We start from the raw sequence: 15,960 nt of genomic DNA, 5'->3' as shown, positions 1-15,960 counted from the left end.
ATGTCCATAACAATCAAGCAGGTGCCGACGCCGGCCTATGTGGTCGACGAAGGGGCACTGGAAAAGAACTTACAGATATTGAAGGACGTCAAGGAGCAGGCTGGTTGTAAGATCCTTCTGGCCCAGAAATGCTTTTCGATGTTTGCCGAGTATCCGCTGATCGGCCGCTATCTCGATGGCGCCACGGCCAGCGGGCTCTACGAGGCAAGGCTCGGCCATGAGGAGATGGCAGGCGAGAACCATGTGTTTTCGCCTGCTTACCGGCCCGAGGAGATCGAGAAGATCGCGGCCATCTGCGACCATGTCATCTTCAACTCCTTCAACCAGCTGCGCCGCTTCGGGCCGCTGGTCAAGCGCATCCAGGAGATGCGCGGGGTGGAGCATGGCATCGGCCTGCGCATCAACCCCGAATGCTCGACCCAGGATCATGCCATCTATGATCCCTGTGCGCCGGGCTCGCGCCTCGGCGTCACGGCGGAGGCCTTTGCGGAGGCTGTGTCGGCCTCTCCCGAGCTTTTTGATTTACTCGGCGGCCTGCACTTCCATACCCTCTGCGAGCAGGACAGTCCGGCGCTGGCGAAGACGCTGGCTGCAGTGCGTGAAAAGTTCGGCAGCTGGCTGAAGCGCGGGAATATCTGCTGGCTCAATATGGGCGGCGGCCATCATATCACCCGTGAGGATTACGACCGCGGGCTGCTCATCGAGCTGGTCCGGAAGGCCAGGGAGGAATATGACGTCGATGTCTATCTGGAGCCGGGCGAGGCCGTAGCACTCAATGCCGGCTATCTGGTGACCGAGGTGCTCGATATTGTCAGAAACCACGGCACGCAGATCCTCATACTCGATGCGTCAGCGGCCTGCCATATGCCCGACGTGCTGGAGATGCCGTACCGGCCGCCGCTCAAAGACGCCGGCGAGGCGGGAGAGAAAGCCCATACCTACCGGCTATCCTCGTGCACGTGCCTGGCGGGGGACATCATCGGCGATTACTCCTTTGACCGGTCCATCGTCAGTGGCGACCGGCTCTATTTTGAAGATATGGCCATCTACTCGATGGTCAAGAACAATACCTTCAACGGCATGGCGCTGCCTGCAATCTGGCGCATGGATAAAGATGGCGCCTGCACGCTGGTGAAGAAGTTCGGCTATGAGGATTTCAAGGGAAGGCTGTCGTGATATGTTGATAAGAAATACTACGCCCACCGCGGATGGCTTTCATATGCCCGCGGAGTTTGCCCCGCACGCGGGCACGTTCCTGATCTGGCCGGTGCGCCCTGGCTCCTGGACCCATGGCGGCCGGGACGTACAGCCGGTGTTCGTGCGGCTCATCGAGGAAATCTCGGCCGTGGAGGAGCTCTATCTGCTCGTCGATGACGCGCATCGCGTCCAGGCGGAGGCGATGCTTTCCCATCTGCCTCAGCAGCATATCCATTATCTGCCGATACCCACGGATGATGCCTGGGCGCGGGATATGGGGCCGACCTATGTGGTGGACGGCCGGAAGCGCCGCGGCATCAATTGGCGTTTCAATGCCTGGGGCGGCGACGTTGACGGCCTGTATCCCGACTACGCCCGGGATGATGCGGCGGCACCGCTGATGGCAGCGGCGCTGGGGGATACCTGTTACGATGCCGGGGACTTCGTGCTCGAGGGTGGTTCCATCCATGTGGATGGCGAAGGCACAGCGGTGGTGACCGAGGCCTGCCTGTTGAGTGCGGGACGCAATCCCCAGCTTACCAAAGAACAGATTGAGCAGAAGTTGAAGGACTATCTGGGCGTAACCAAAATCATTTGGTTGCCCCGGGGCATCTACAATGACGAGACTAATGAGCATGTCGATAATGTCTTTGCCTTTGTCCGGCCTGGCGAAGCCGTGCTGGCCTGGACCGATGACGAAAAGGACCCGCAGTATGCACTTAGCCAGGCTGACCTTGCCGTTCTCGAAGGGGAAACGGATGCCAAGGGACGCCGGCTGGTGGTACACAAGGTGCCCATTCCTGAGCAGCCTGTCTGCATCACGGCCGAAGAGGCAAACAGCTTTGCCTTTGCTGATGGCGAAGATAGGCGCGAGCCTGGCGAGCGCCTTGCGGCCAGCTATGTCAATTTCTATATCTGCAACGGCAAGGTCATCGTGCCGCAGTTCGGCGATCGGATGGATGCGGAGGCTTTGCGCATCCTGGGCGATTGTTTCCCCGAGCGCAAGGTCGTGGGGGTGCCTGCCCGGGCTGTTATTGTCGGCGGGGGTAATTTCCATTGCCTGACCCAGCAGATACCAGCAGTATGATTTGATCAACGAGGTGATTCGATGCGAAATGTGACCGTAGCTGCCGTGCAGATGCAGATGACGGCTGACGTACAGGAAAATATCCAGAAGGCCGATGCACTGGTGCGGCAAGCGGCGAAGCAGGGGGCCAATGTCATCCTGCTGCCCGAGCTTTTCGAGCGGCCCTATTTCTGCCAGCAGCGGCAGTATGAATTCTATGACTTTGCCACAACGGCCGAGGAAAATCCGGCGGTGCAGCATTTTAAGCAGGTTGCCCGCGAGCTTGAGGTCGTACTGCCCATCAGTTTCTATGAAAAGGATGGCACGCGGCTCTTCAACAGCATTGCGATGCTGGACGCCGATGGCAAGGTCCTCGGCATCTACCGCAAGACCCATATTCCTGACGACCATTACTACCAGGAAAAGTTCTACTTCACGCCGGGCAATACAGGCTTCAAGGTCTGGACGACCCGCTATGGCAAGATCGGTGTCGGCATCTGCTGGGATCAGTGGTTCCCCGAGGCGGCCAGGGCCATGGCCCTCTTAGGCGCCGAGCTGCTGCTCTATCCGACGGCCATCGGCTCCGAGCCCATCCTGGGGGCGGACAGCATGCCCCATTGGCGCCGCTGCATGCAGGGCCATGCGGGCTGCAATCTCGTGCCAGTCGTTGCGGCCAACCGCGTGGGCGTCGAGGAGGTCAAGCCCTGCGAGGAAAACGGCGGCCAGTCGTCAGCCCTTAGCTTTTACGGCTCGTCCTTTATTGCTGACAATACCGGCGCGCTCGTCGCTGAGGCCAACCGCAGCGACGAAACGATACTTACCGCGACCTTTGACCTCGACCAATGCCGGCAAGACCGCCAAAGCTGGGGCGTTTTCCGCGACCGCCGTCCAGAACTTTACGGCGAGCTGGTCAAATAAACGAAATATCGCAAGAATGCCAAGCGGGCGATTTGACAAGTCAAACTGCCCGTTTTCTATTTCGGGGAGTTGTCATGAGGATATTTCTGCAAAACCAATCTTCGGAATACGAACTATGCAGCTGCATAGGAAAGGCGCAGATAAAAACACCCTTGGCGATGGAAAATTTTCAATCCATTGCTAAGGGTGTTTTTGTGTCTGTCAGCGATGAGAGCGCATTGCTGTGTCGTAGAAGCAGAAATAGTCGGGCTGATGGCGGGATTGGGTGTATTCGACCTGGCGGCCGTCGGCGTCGAAGGTCTGGCTGGTCACGACGGCGAGGCAGTTGTAGTCGCCAAGCTCGATATACGTTTCATCAAAGGTCGTGGCCTTCTCGACAGTCATGCGGCGTTTGCTCAGGGCGATGGAACCGTGCAGATTGTTTTCGATATGGTCGTAAATCGAGTGGCTGGCAATCTCCGGGGTGAGGTCGGGGACGAAGGACTGCAGGAAATAGTTTTCGTCAAGGATCAACGGTTTTTCGTCGAGATAGCGCAGGCGGATGATTTTCCAAACTTCGCTGCCTGGGGCAAAGCCAGTCTTTGCTGAGAGCTTTTCGTCGATGACCAAGGTATCGAATTGGAGGATCTGTGTGCGGACGTTCAGCTTGTTGCGCGCAGCCGACTCGCGGAAGGATTCGATGCCGCCGATGGAAAACTCGGCTGGATCGTGATGCTGGTAGATGATGCGCACGCCTTTACCATGCATGGGCTGCAGATACCCCTTATCGGTTAAGAGTGACAGGGCCCGGCGAATCGTGTTGCGTGAGCACTGATAGGTTTCAGTCAAACTGTTCTCCGATGGCAGCATGTCCTGATAGGCGTAGACGCCTGTTTCGATTTTGTGCTTGAGATCTTTGTAGATGTCCGTGAAAATTGCTCTTGGCATGATGCAAGATTTCCTTTCTTTGTTCTTAGGCTATTATATAGCGGAAAATTTGACTGGTCAAAAGAAAAGACGAAATAATCATTGACTTGTTTAAACAAGTATGGTATAAAGTAGATAGAAACTTGTATAAACAAGTGAAAAAGAATTATTGATCTGGATTAACAAGGGGGTTGTATCATGGGGAAGTATACGGAAGATGCCAGACAACTGCTGGCATTAGTGGGCGGCAGGGAAAATATCTCAGCCGTTGCGCACTGCATGACGCGGATGCGGTTTGTGCTGATTGACCCGTCAAAAGCGGATCTTGCGCAGATCGAGGCTATGAAATGCGTGAAGGGGACATTCACGCAAGCGGGCCAGTTCCAAGTCATCATCGGCAACACGGTGGCGGAGTTCTACAATGATTTCACGGAGGTATCGGGAGTAAGCGGCGTATCGAAGGACGCCGTCAAGAGTGTCGCTCAGCAGAATCAAAATGTCTTGCAGCGCGCCGTGGCTATCATTGCTGAAATCTTTGCGCCAATCATCCCAGCCATCATCGTCGGTGGTCTTATCCTCGGTTTCCGCAATTGTATCGATGCGCTCTACTTGTTTGAGGATGGAACAAAGACGCTCGTCGATATCAGCACGTTCTGGAAGGGCATTGATAGTTTCCTCTGGCTCATCGGCGAGGCGGTCTTCCATATGCTGCCTGTGGGTATCTGCTGGTCGGTCACGAAGAAGATGGGCACGACTCAGATGCTCGGCATCGTGCTGGGCTTAACGTTGGTGTCAGGACAGCTGCTCAATGCCTATGCTGTTGCTGGTACACCGGCAGATAAGGTGCCGTTCTGGGATTTCGGTTTCTTTACGGTCAATATGATCGGCTATCAGGCCCAGGTGATTCCGGCCATCCTGGCAGCCTTTACCCTCGTCTATCTGGAGAAATTCTTCCAGCGCATCACGCCTGCAGTCATCTCGATGATTGTCGTGCCGTTCTGCAGCCTGACACTGGCCGTCATCGCGGCTCATTTTGTGCTGGGCCCCATTGGCTGGAAGCTCGGCTCGCTGGTATCTAGCGTCGTGTTCTCGGGCATTACGGGTTCGTTCCAGGCAATCTTTGCAGCGGTATTCGGTTTCATCTATGCGCCGCTGGTCATCACAGGACTGCATCATATGACCAATGCCATCGATCTGCAGCTCATTGCTGACTATCATGGCACGATGCTCTGGCCGATGATTGCTCTTTCGAATATCGCCCAGGGCGCAGCCGTTCTCGGTATGATTTTTCTGCAGCGCCGCAATCAGGAGGCCCAGGAAGTCAACGTACCGGCTTTCATCTCCTGCTGGCTCGGCGTCACGGAGCCGGCTATGTTCGGTGTCAACCTCAAGTATCTGTTCCCGTTCGTCTGCGGCATGACAGGCTCGGCCTGTGCAGCTGTGCTCTGTGTCATGACGGGGACCACGGCCAATGCCATTGGTGTCGGTGGCGTGCCGGGCATCCTATCGATACAGCCGCAGTTCATGCCGACCTTTGTCCTCAGCATGCTCATTGCCATTGCAGTGCCCTTTGCCTTGACGGTTGCAGTCGGCAAGCATAAGAAAATCGACAAGGCCGCTGCCGCGGCAGAAGACAGTGGCGTTTTGACTGCTTTTGCCGATGGTGAGGTCATCACCTTGTCGGCCGTCAATGATGGCGTATTCTCGACAGGCATGGTCGGCGAGGGCCTGGCCATCCGTCCACAGGGCGATGTGCTTTATGCACCAGCAGCGGCAGAAGTCACGATGCTCATGGACGAATCCCGTCATGCTGTTGGGCTCAAGCTTGCTAACGGCATGGAGCTGTTACTTCATGTTGGCCTTGATACAGTCGACATGCAGGGCGATGGGTTCAAGTATCTGGTCATGAAGGGCGATTTTGTTGAGGCAGGTACGCCGCTCTTGCAGTTTGACCGCCAAAAGATTCATGCTGCCGGTCATGATGACGTAATCTTGGGCATCGTGACCAACAAGGGCTTGGCCCATTCGGTGGAACTGCATACAGGCATGCAGGCCCAGCATGGCAGCGCTGTCATTGCTGATTTTGCCTGAGCTGGGGAATGGGAGAGGAGATTTTTGACGTGGACTTCAAAGATAAAGTTGTATATCAAATCTATCCGAAATCGTTTCAGGATTCGGATGGCGATGGGCGCGGTGACCTGCAGGGCATCATTTCGCGGCTCGATTATCTATCATGGCTGGGCGTAGATTATCTCTGGCTTACGCCATTCTTCCCATCGCCGCAACGCGATAATGGCTATGATGTAGCTAACTACTGCGCCATCGACCCGCAGTATGGCACGATGGCAGACTTTGAGACCTTGGTGGCTGAGGCGCGCAAGCGCGGCATCGGCTTGATGCTCGACATGGTGTTTAATCATACCTCGACTGAGCACATCTGGTTCAAGCGGGCACTAAATGGTGATGAACAGTATCAGTCGTATTACTTTTTCCAGTCGGGAACGGCAGATAAGATTCCCTGCAATTGGGAGTCGAAATTTGGCGGCCCGGCATGGAAATATGTGCCTGCGCTTGGCAAGTGGTATCTGCATCTTTTTGATGAGGGGCAAGCTGACCTCAATTGGGAGAATCCAGCCGTGCGCGAAGAGCTCAAGCAAGTCATCCGCTTTTGGAAGGCCAAGGGCGTAGCCGGGTTCCGCTTTGATGTCGTGAACCTCATTTCAAAGCCTAAAAAGTTCGAGGATGATGGGCAGGGCGATGGCCGCAGGTTCTACACGGATGGCCCCCATGTGCATGAATTCCTGCAGGAGCTGGTCCGCGATACGGGCATCGGCAATATGGTGACGGTGGGTGAGCTTTCCTCGACGACGCTGGCCAATGGGCAGCGCTATGCGGGGGCAGGCACGGGGGAGCTGTCGATGTGCTTCAGCTTCCATCACTTGAAGGTCGACTATAAAGATGGCGACAAGTGGCAGCTGATGGTACCAGATATTGGCAATCTGCGTGAGCTGCTGCAGGAATGGCAGGAGGGGATGCAGGCATCCGACAGCTGGAATGCCGTGTTCTGGTGCAACCACGACCAGCCGCGCGTCGTGTCCCGCTTCGGGGATACGGGCCGCTACTGGAAGGAATCGGCCAAGATGCTCGCCGGTTGCATCCATCTGCTGCGCGGCACGCCCTATATCTATCAGGGCGAGGAGCTGGGGATGCCCAATGCCGGGTTCCGTGATATCGGCCAGTACCGTGATGTGGAGACGCTGAACTATCATAAGATCCTGCGGGAACGCGGCCTGTCGGAGGAAGAGGCCATGAAGGTCATACAGGCGCGCTCCCGTGATAACAGCCGCACGCCGATGCAGTGGCAGGCGGGCAGGAATGCTGGCTTTACGGCCGGCACGCCTTGGATTGGCCTGCCCGAGGCGGCAGCGTCCATTCACGTCGAGGCAGAGCAGAATGACAGCGATTCCATCCTGCAGTTCTACCGCAAGCTTATCCGCCTGCGCAAGGAACAAAAGCTTATCGCCGAGGGTAGCATCGCCTTTATCGAGACTGAGAATCCCGATATCATCGCTTATCGCCGCAAGCTTGGACAGCAGGAACTCGTCGTCTACTGCAATTTCCGTTCGCATAGTGTCCATACTGCCAAGGATTTGCGGCAGTATCCGGCAACAGGATGGCGGCTGCTGCTTAGCAACTATGCAGAGGAAAATAGCCTTGCGGAGCTGCGGCCGTATGAATTGATGGTTTGGTTAAAAGACTGAAGTCAGAATTGCACAAAAATCCGCTGATTCGTAAATGAGTCAGCGGATTTTTATTTGCCGTTTGGCTGCTAGTGCGAGCTTGAAATAAATTTGTTACAGCTTAGCGTGGGTGGGGGCAGGTGCACTTTTTCTCCGCTCCCGCTAAATGACCCGCGCTGATAGTTTGTACGTATCTAGATACATGTGCCGGGCAGGCCGGCGGCACGCCAATACATATTGACGTTCTAGCTGTTGCCTGCCGCGGGCCATCCCTCACTGCGTTCGGGCAATCGCTCCCGCTGCGAAGAAAGTGTACCTGCCCCCGCCCCTGTCCGGCGGCGTGGCTATGCTCGAATATGAAAACGGTAATTAGCCATTTTCTAAAGAAAGAACTAGACGAGCCAAGGGGTCTAGCGGTATAATAAAAAGCGGACTACGTAAAAATCGTGGCGCAGGTCACGCTTAGATATTTTGAGGAGGTTTTTCCAAACCATGAAGAATACGAAACCTATTTACACGATTGGTCATCGCAATCCGGATACGGACTCCATCTGCTCGGCTATCGGCTATGCTCACTTGAAACAGGCTCTGGGACAGAATGTTGTTCCAGCTCGCGCTGGCAAGGTCAATGCTGAGACGAAATATGCGCTCGAGCATTTCAAGGTTGAGCAGCCGCTGCTCCTGACGGATCTTTACCCGCGTGTCAAGGATATCACGATGGACTGCCAGATTGTCGTCAAGCAGCATGATACGCTGCGCCATCTGGGCGAGGTCATGCGTGAGCATGAGCTCAAATCTGTGCCGGTAACGGACAGCAAGGGCCTGCTCGTCGGCATCGTTACGGTTTCGGATCTTGCAAAGCGTTATTTCCAGGAGCTTTCGATGCAGAATCTCTCGGAGATGCGCGTGCGTTATCGTGATCTCATCGCTGCTACGGACAGTGAAGTGCTCGTATCGGGTGACGAGGGCGAGTTCATTCAGGGCAGCGTCCGCATTGCTGCTGGCAGCATCGAGACCATCAAGAAGGTCATCGATAAGAAAGACATCGTGCTCGTTGGCGATCGCCATGATGAGACGATGCTCGATATCATTGCCCAGGGTGTTTCCTGCATGGTAATCACGGGGGGCGGCCGCCTGTCCGGCGAGGTCATCGAGGCTGCTGAGGCGAAGGGCATCTTTGTCCTCTCGACGCCGTATGATACCTATACGGTTGCCCGTCTGATCAACCAGTGCGTACCTATCCGCCGCATCATGCACGAGAATCCAGTCTGCTTCAAGCCTCTTGACATGCTCTCGGATATCAAAGGCACGATGGAGGAGACCAACTACCGCAACTATCCGGTCATCGAGAACGGCCGTCTCGTGGGCATCATTTCCCGTGACAATATGGTCATGCCGGAGCGCGAGCAGGTCATCCTTGTTGACCACAACGAGCGTGGTCAGGCTGTTGAGGGCATTGAGGAGGCCAAGGTCGTCGAGATTATCGACCATCATCGCCTGGGCGGCATCCAGACCAGCGAGCCGATTTACACCCATGCGGAACCAGTTGGCTGCACGGCAACAATCGTGGCCAACATGCACTGGCAGAACGACGTCGAGATTCCGGCATCGATTGCAGGCCTGTTGCTCTCGGCTATCCTTTCCGATACGGTGCTGTTCAAGTCCCCGACTTGCACGGAGTATGACAAGAAGACGGCTGAGCGCCTGGCTGAGATTGCTGGCGTCGACATCAACGAGTACGGCATGGCTATGCTCAAAGCTGGTTCGGGCATCGGCGATATGACACCGGCTGAGATTGCCAAGAACGACCTCAAGGAGTTCCAGATCGGCGACTACCGCATCATCGTCAGCCAGATTTCCGTCATGGACACGAAGGAAGTCATGGACCTTGAGCCACAGCTCATCGAGGCAATGACGGCTATCTGCGAGAAGGAAGGTTTTGACATGAGCCTTGTCATGGTCACGGATATCCTCGAGGAGGCCACGTACCTTCTCTATGCTGGTTCGCCGAAGACGCTGATCGGCGAGGCCTTCAAGAAGGATGCCAGCGGCACGCATGTCTACCTGCCGGGTGTCATGAGCCGCAAGAAACAGATTATCCCGCCACTTTCCGAGGCTGTAAAACGCATTGCGAAATAATCGGCAAAGAACCGAATAGAAATCAGAGGCTGTCGCATTTTTGCGGCAGCCTCGTTATTCCCAGATCAGAGATACACAGGAGGACACATTGGATATTTTTGAAGGTTTGAATCCCGCCCAGAAGAAAGCCGTGGAGCATACGGACGGCCCGCTGCTCATAATGGCAGGTGCCGGCTCGGGCAAGACGAAGGTGTTGACCTGCAAGATTGCCAATCTTTTGGCACAGGGGGTGGCACCGTGGAATATCCTCGCCATCACATTCACGAACAAAGCGGCTACGGAGATGCGTGAGCGCGTCGACCGCATGATTGGTGAGGGGGCCAAGGATGTCTGGCTCAGCACGTTCCATTCGTTCTGCGCGCGTTTCCTGCGCCGCGAGATTGAGGCTACAGACCTTTACAAGCGCAACTTTGTCATCTATGATTCGAGCGACAGCCAGGTCGTCATCAAGGACTGTCTCAAGGAGCTCAACCTTGACCCGAAACAGTATGCGCCCAACTCTATCCAGAATGCCATATCGAATGCCAAGAACCAGCTCATGGGGCCTAAGGCCATGGAGCGCGACGCTGATAACTTCTTCCAGAAGAAAGTCGCTGAGGTCTACAAGCTTCATGCCCAGAAACTGCGCACGAACAACGCCCTCGACTTTGATGACCTGTTGATGGTCTCGGTCATCCTGCTGGAGGAGAATGAGGAAATCCGCACGAAATACCAGCGCCGTTTCAAATACATCCTCGTCGACGAATATCAGGATACCAATGGCGCCCAGTACCAGCTGACGAAGATCCTGGCGGCCCAGCATCACAATCTCTGCGTCGTTGGTGATGCCGACCAGTCCATCTACGGCTGGCGCGGTGCCGATATCCGCAACATCATGGACTTTGAGCAGGATTATCCAGAGGCAAAGACCATCAAGCTGGAGCAGAATTACCGCTCCACGAAGAATATCCTCGCAGCGGCCAATGCGGTTATCGAGCATAACATCAACCGCAAGAAGAAAGACCTTTGGACCGAGAATGCGACAGGCGAGAAACTCACGAGCTATGAGGCCCGTGACGAGCGCGACGAGGCACAGTTCATCGCCACGACGATATCCAAGCAGAAGACAATCTTCAATGCCGCCTATGGCGATATGGCCATCCTCTACCGCACGAACGCTCAGTCCCGTGTCATCGAGGAAACATTCATGCGCTCGGGCATCCCGTACACGATGGTCGGTGGCCTCAAGTTCTACGACCGCAAGGAAATCAAAGACATCCTTGCCTATCTGCGCGTCATCTACAACCCGATGGATACCGTGAGTCTCCTGCGCATCATCAATGTGCCTAAGCGCGGCCTCGGTGCTACCTCGATGGCTAAGCTCACGGATTACGCAGATGAGAACGGCCTGTCATTGTTCGATGTCATCTCGAATCCTGATGTGCTTGACATGATTCCGGGCATCACAGCCCGCGTCAAGAAACCGCTCGAGCTTTTCGCCACGTTCATTTTCCAGTTCATGGGCTATCAGGCCAACATGCACCTCGATGACCTTATCGAGAAAGTGCTCGATGAGTCCGGGTATATGGCTGAGCTCAAGGCAGAGAACAAGCCTGAGAGCGAGTCGCGCATCGAGAATCTCAAGGAGTTCATCGGCGTGGCCAAGGACTTCGAGAAAACCGAGGAGAATGCCAACCTTGAAACGTTCCTCTCGCAGCTCTCGCTGGTTTCCGATATCGATAGCGCTGACATCGAGGATGACCGCGTGACGCTGATGACGCTGCACTCGGCCAAGGGCCTGGAGTTCCCGGTGGTCTTCATGATCGGTATGGAGGAAGGGCTGTTCCCGCACTCGCGCACGCTGATGGATGACAACGAGATCGAAGAGGAGCGCCGCACCTGCTATGTCGGCATCACGCGGGCCCAGCGCAAGCTCTATCTGACCAATGCACGGCAGCGCACGATCTATGGCAAGACCAATGCCTTCCCGCCGTCTCGTTTCCTGCAGGAAATCCCTGACGACTACGTCGAGCGTCTCGTGCCGCGGGCCAATGCCTATGGCTTTGCCAATGCGAACCACTACGGTGCGCAGCAACAGAGCGGTTTCATGAGTTTCCGCCCGAGCGCGAACCAGATGGGAAATGGCGTGCGCTTCAGCGGCAAGCCCCAATCTGCCCTTGAGGCGATGGCGGCACTGCAGAAGAAGAACGTCAACGTGCAGCCCAGCGGCGGCATCATCCGTCCGGACACGAGCATCCAGTGGAAGGTTGGCGACAAGGCGCGTCACGGCAAGTGGGGCGTCGGCACAGTCGTGTCGGTCAAAGGCAGCGGCGAAGAAGTCGAGCTCAAGATTGCTTTCCCTGGCCAGGGCGTCAAAGGCCTTATGCAGAAATACGCACCAATCACGAAAGCATAATAGCATATTCCCAGCACTCGCAGACGGTCTTGACTGTCTGCGGGTGTTTTTATTTTGACATGTCAAGTTGATTGGTCAAGTTTGTGTGGTATAGACAGGTTCGCCTCATGTATACAAGATTGACTAGTCAAATTATATTGCGAAAATTTTAAAAATAACGTATAATAGGACTAGGGAACTAGGGAAGACAGCAACCGATTCAGGTGGAACTGGAATCGATAGGGATTCTTCACACGGGGTGTCACATTGAAAGTGAGGGGTATGTTGTGGATAAATTTTATCGATGGCTGTTGTCGACTTCCTGGACTGACCGCCTGCGGGCATATGCGTTTATCGAGAAAGATCTGCGGGCGCAGGCAAAATGGGTGCTTGATGACGACAAGTGGGAAGAGTTGAAACTCTTGACTGGTCAGATCATCTCGATTCATTTCAAGCGTTATCCGGCGAAAAATATCATCGAGTTTACCGAAAGGCTCAAGGATCTATATATCATGCTCTTAGATAAGCTGGGCAATGATAAGAGTCCGGGGCACTGCATGAGCATGAAACTCTTGATGGATATTTATGATGATGACGATATCGCTGCCCGTCAGGATATCCGCAACATCTTTGGCCGCCGTGCCTACGATGAGGAAAGGTCGGTACTTGAAAATCTCTTCCATTGCTATCAAGCAATGATGGATGCCGTCCAGAACCGTTATGTAAATATGATGGCCTAAAAGCAGGAATTTGCACAAAAAACGCGAATATCATGTATTATCAAGTAAACCTGGAGGGATAATCATGATAAAACGCATTTTTGCAGCATCTGCTTTGGCAGTATCCGTGGCTTTTGCCGGCGGTGCAGTAGGCACCGCCGGTAATTTTGATGGGATGGCTGTGGCCAGCGCCGCAACAGCCGACGAGCAGTTTACGGGCAACTGGTATGATGCGAACGGCAACTTCGTCGTCAGCATCCAACCTGGAGTCATCAACAGCTGCCGGATTGTCCGTACTTACGATGTCAAAGAGGGCACGCCGGGATCGGGGCATTTTGTCATTCTTGAGGCCAATGGCGAACATGACCTGTTCATCGAGTGGGAAGGTGGAGACTGGCAGAACAACAACTATGTTGAGCCGCATATCACGCTCAATCATGGCCAGAAACTGACGCGTAAATAAGGCTCAGGGCCAGCGTAGGGAAAGTTTTTTTGACCTGTCAAGAAAAATCCCTTTACACAAGCGTTGCTACATGGTATACTAAACAAAGTTAATTTAAGTTATCTTACGTTAAAGAGTGGGTGCAAACCCACTCTTTAATTCTTATGTAGGAAGCAAAATATGGGAGGTGGATGTATGGCAGCAAAGAATATCGAAGAGGCAGTCGAGGCAATTGTCGGCGAGCTGCTGGCAGGACAGGATATTATCGAACTCGTTGACGTCGAGTATGTCAAGGAGCACACGGATTGGTATTTGCGCGTCTACATCGATAAAGACGGTGGCATTGATATCGAGGATTGTCAGGAGCTCAGCGAGAAGCTCGAAGTACAGCTAGACGAGCGGAATGTGATTCCCGACAGCTATATCCTGGAGGTATCGTCACCGGGCATCGACCGCGTGCTGCGCAAGCCGCGTGACTACGAGCGTGAGCAGGGCAAGAAGGTAGATGTGACCCTTTATGCTCCTATGGATGGCAAGAAGGAATGGACTGGCGTACTCACGGGCTTTGACGGCAAGGCGGTTACCCTTGACGAGACGACGGTCATCGAGCTGTCCAAGGCGGCGCAGATTCGCCTGCATATCGACTTTTAAGGCGGTTGCCTTTATATAAAATTGGGAGGATAAGATTTTGGCAAGAAGAACTACGAAAGCGAAAGCTAGAGATAATGGGCAGGAGTTCCTGGATACCCTGCGCGAGCTGGGCAAGGAGAAGGGCATCGACGAAGAGGTGCTGTTTGAGGCCATCGAGGCTGCGCTGATTTCCGCTTACAAGCGCAACTTCAGCTCGGCCCAGAATGTCCGGGTGACGCTTTCACGTGAGACGGGACATTATCACGTATACGCTATCAAGACAGTTGTCGAGGACACCGAGGATGATATCACGGAGATCTCGCTGGCTCAGGCTCGCACAATCCGTCCGGAGTACGAAGTCGGCGATGTCATCGAGATTGAGGTCACGCCAGCAAACTTCGGCCGCATCGCTGCCCAGACGGCAAAACAGGTTGTCGTCCAGCGCATCCGCGAGGCTGAGCGCGGCATCATCTACGAGGAGTTCCAGAGCCGCGAGAGCGATATCCTGACGGGCCTTGTCCAGCGCGTCGAGAACCGCAACGTGTTCATCGACCTTGGCAAGACCGAGGCCGTGCTGACGCCGGCTGAGCAGATCCCGACGGAAAGCTACGAGCATGGCGATCGCATCAAGGCCTACATCGTCGAAGTCAAGAAGACCAACAAGGGCCCGCAGATTGTCGTTTCCCGTACCCATCCGGGCCTTTTGAAGCGCCTCTTCGAGCTTGAGGTGCCGGAGATCCAGGAAGGCATCGTCGAGATCAAGTCGGTGGCCCGTGAGCCGGGCAACCGCTCGAAGATTGCTGTCTGGTCGAAGGACGAGTCCGTCGATCCAGTGGGCTCTTGCGTCGGCCATCGCGGCATGCGCGTCCAGGCTATCGTTGATGAACTCGGCAGCGAGAAGATCGATATCGTCAAATGGAGCGAGGATCCGGCTAAGTTCATCGCCAACGCACTGAGCCCGGCCAAGGTCGTCTCGGTGGCCGTCAACGAGGAGGAGAAAGTCTCCCGCGTTGTCGTTCCGGACTACCAGCTGTCGCTGGCTATCGGCAAGGAAGGTCAGAATGCCCGTTTGGCAGCGAAGCTGACGAGCTGGAAGATTGACATCAAGAGCGAGTCGCAGGCCGCTGAAGAGCAGCTCGATGAGAATATGAACGAAGTCGAGGTCGAGAGCGACGAGTCTTTCACGGCAGAAGGTGAATGATTTGAAGACGAGGAAAATTCCCCAGCGGATGTGCCTGGGCTGCCAGGAAAGCCATCCGAAAAAGGAACTGATTCGTATCGTGCGCAGTCCGGAAGGCGAGTATTCTGTGGATACCACGGGCAAGAAAGCCGGCCGCGGCGCCTATATCTGTCCAAAACAGGAGTGCTTTGAGGCCGCTCGTAAGAGCCGGGGCCTCGAGCGTTCCTTCAAGAATGCTATCGATCCTGCCGTTTACGAAGCGCTGGCGCAGCAGCTGCAGGCGCTGGAGGTAACGGCGAAGACAGAGGAATGACCATGGCATTTACCAAAGAACAGCGCATCACGAATCTTCTGAGCATGGCTCAGCGGGCGCGCCGGATCGTTTCTGGTGCCTTTGCCGTCGAGCAGGCGATGAAGAAAAAACAGGCAGTATATCTGCTTGTCGCGACAGATGCCGCTGATGAATCGAAAAAGACCTATAAAGGTTTAGCTGAGAAATATAAGGTTCCCTATGCAGAGGGGCTGGACCGGGAGATGCTCGGCTCCTGCCTCGGCAAGGAATACCGCGCCGCAGCAGCGCTGACGGATGCGGGCTTTGCCAAGAAACTGCACCAGTTGATGGAGGAATCGCTATGATATAATCGGGGGT

General features: G+C 55.0%; 14 protein-coding genes. 13 read left to right on the top strand and 1 reads right to left on the bottom strand.

What is annotated here, in order from left to right; translation table 11 throughout:
- The 3 genes from nspC to aguB are packed head-to-tail and all read left to right on the top strand — an operon-like array spanning position 1 to position 3,181.
- Entirely contained in the window at positions 1–1,176 is a 1,176-nt protein-coding gene (gene nspC / locus BM322_RS01355) for a carboxynorspermidine decarboxylase (protein ID WP_218154589.1), read from the top strand.
- Position 1,177: 1 nt separating this feature from the next.
- Positions 1,178–2,284, top strand: a complete 1,107-nt coding sequence (gene aguA / locus BM322_RS01350) for an agmatine deiminase (protein WP_075428108.1) — start codon at positions 1,178–1,180, stop codon at positions 2,282–2,284.
- 21 nt (positions 2,285–2,305) lie between these two features.
- Positions 2,306–3,181 (top strand): N-carbamoylputrescine amidase, encoded by an 876-nt coding sequence (gene aguB, locus BM322_RS01345; RefSeq protein ID WP_075428107.1) that lies wholly within the window; start codon positions 2,306–2,308, stop codon positions 3,179–3,181.
- Between the two features lie 201 nt (positions 3,182–3,382).
- On the opposite strand, the gene treR is transcribed toward aguB, so the two are convergent.
- The gene (gene treR, locus BM322_RS01340) at positions 3,383–4,108 is read right to left on the bottom strand and encodes a trehalose operon repressor (protein ID WP_075428106.1); all 726 of its coding nucleotides are present in this window, start codon (positions 4,106–4,108) and stop codon (positions 3,383–3,385) included.
- A gap of 177 nt (positions 4,109–4,285) precedes the next feature.
- On the opposite strand from treR, the gene treP reads away from it, so the two are divergent.
- The 10 genes from treP (at position 4,286) to BM322_RS01290 (ending at position 15,947) form a co-directional block, all read left to right on the top strand.
- Positions 4,286–6,178, top strand: coding sequence for a PTS system trehalose-specific EIIBC component (gene treP, locus BM322_RS01335; RefSeq protein ID WP_075428105.1), 1,893 nt, complete (start codon positions 4,286–4,288; stop codon positions 6,176–6,178).
- Between the two features lie 29 nt (positions 6,179–6,207).
- Positions 6,208–7,848: an alpha,alpha-phosphotrehalase gene (gene treC, locus BM322_RS01330; protein WP_218154588.1), complete on the top strand. Its 1,641-nt coding sequence runs from the start codon at positions 6,208–6,210 to the stop codon at positions 7,846–7,848.
- A 471-nt stretch (positions 7,849–8,319) separates the two neighbouring features.
- Positions 8,320–9,966, top strand: coding sequence for a putative manganese-dependent inorganic diphosphatase (locus tag BM322_RS01325; RefSeq protein WP_075428103.1), 1,647 nt, complete (start codon positions 8,320–8,322; stop codon positions 9,964–9,966).
- Between the two features lie 88 nt (positions 9,967–10,054).
- On the top strand, positions 10,055–12,361 hold the full coding sequence (gene pcrA, locus BM322_RS01320) for a DNA helicase PcrA (RefSeq protein ID WP_075428102.1): 2,307 nt from the start codon (positions 10,055–10,057) through the stop codon (positions 12,359–12,361).
- 266 nt (positions 12,362–12,627) lie between these two features.
- Entirely contained in the window at positions 12,628–13,080 is a 453-nt protein-coding gene (locus tag BM322_RS01315) for a hypothetical protein (RefSeq protein ID WP_143102150.1), read from the top strand.
- 64 nt (positions 13,081–13,144) lie between these two features.
- Positions 13,145–13,522: a hypothetical protein gene (locus BM322_RS01310; RefSeq protein WP_075428100.1), complete on the top strand. Its 378-nt coding sequence runs from the start codon at positions 13,145–13,147 to the stop codon at positions 13,520–13,522.
- Positions 13,523–13,696: 174 nt separating this feature from the next.
- A complete protein-coding gene (gene rimP / locus BM322_RS01305) occupies positions 13,697–14,152 on the top strand; it encodes a ribosome maturation factor RimP (RefSeq protein WP_075428099.1) in 456 nt (151 codons plus the stop codon).
- Positions 14,153–14,189: 37 nt separating this feature from the next.
- The gene (gene nusA / locus BM322_RS01300; protein ID WP_075428098.1) at positions 14,190–15,332 is read left to right on the top strand and encodes a transcription termination factor NusA; all 1,143 of its coding nucleotides are present in this window, start codon (positions 14,190–14,192) and stop codon (positions 15,330–15,332) included.
- 1 nt (position 15,333) lies between these two features.
- Positions 15,334–15,624 (top strand): RNase P modulator RnpM, encoded by a 291-nt coding sequence (gene rnpM / locus BM322_RS01295; protein ID WP_075428097.1) that lies wholly within the window; start codon positions 15,334–15,336, stop codon positions 15,622–15,624.
- A 2-nt stretch (positions 15,625–15,626) separates the two neighbouring features.
- Complete coding sequence (locus BM322_RS01290; protein ID WP_075428443.1) at positions 15,627–15,947, top strand: ribosomal L7Ae/L30e/S12e/Gadd45 family protein; 321 nt, start codon at positions 15,627–15,629, stop codon at positions 15,945–15,947.
- Positions 15,948–15,960: the final 13 nt, after the last annotated feature.

This window comes from Selenomonas sp. GACV-9, assembly GCA_900116485.1.
Lineage (GTDB): Bacteria > Bacillota > Negativicutes > Selenomonadales > Selenomonadaceae > Selenomonas_A > Selenomonas_A ruminantium_G.
Note: the sequence above shows the minus strand (reverse complement) of the source record. Positions and strands in the feature narration are given on the sequence as shown.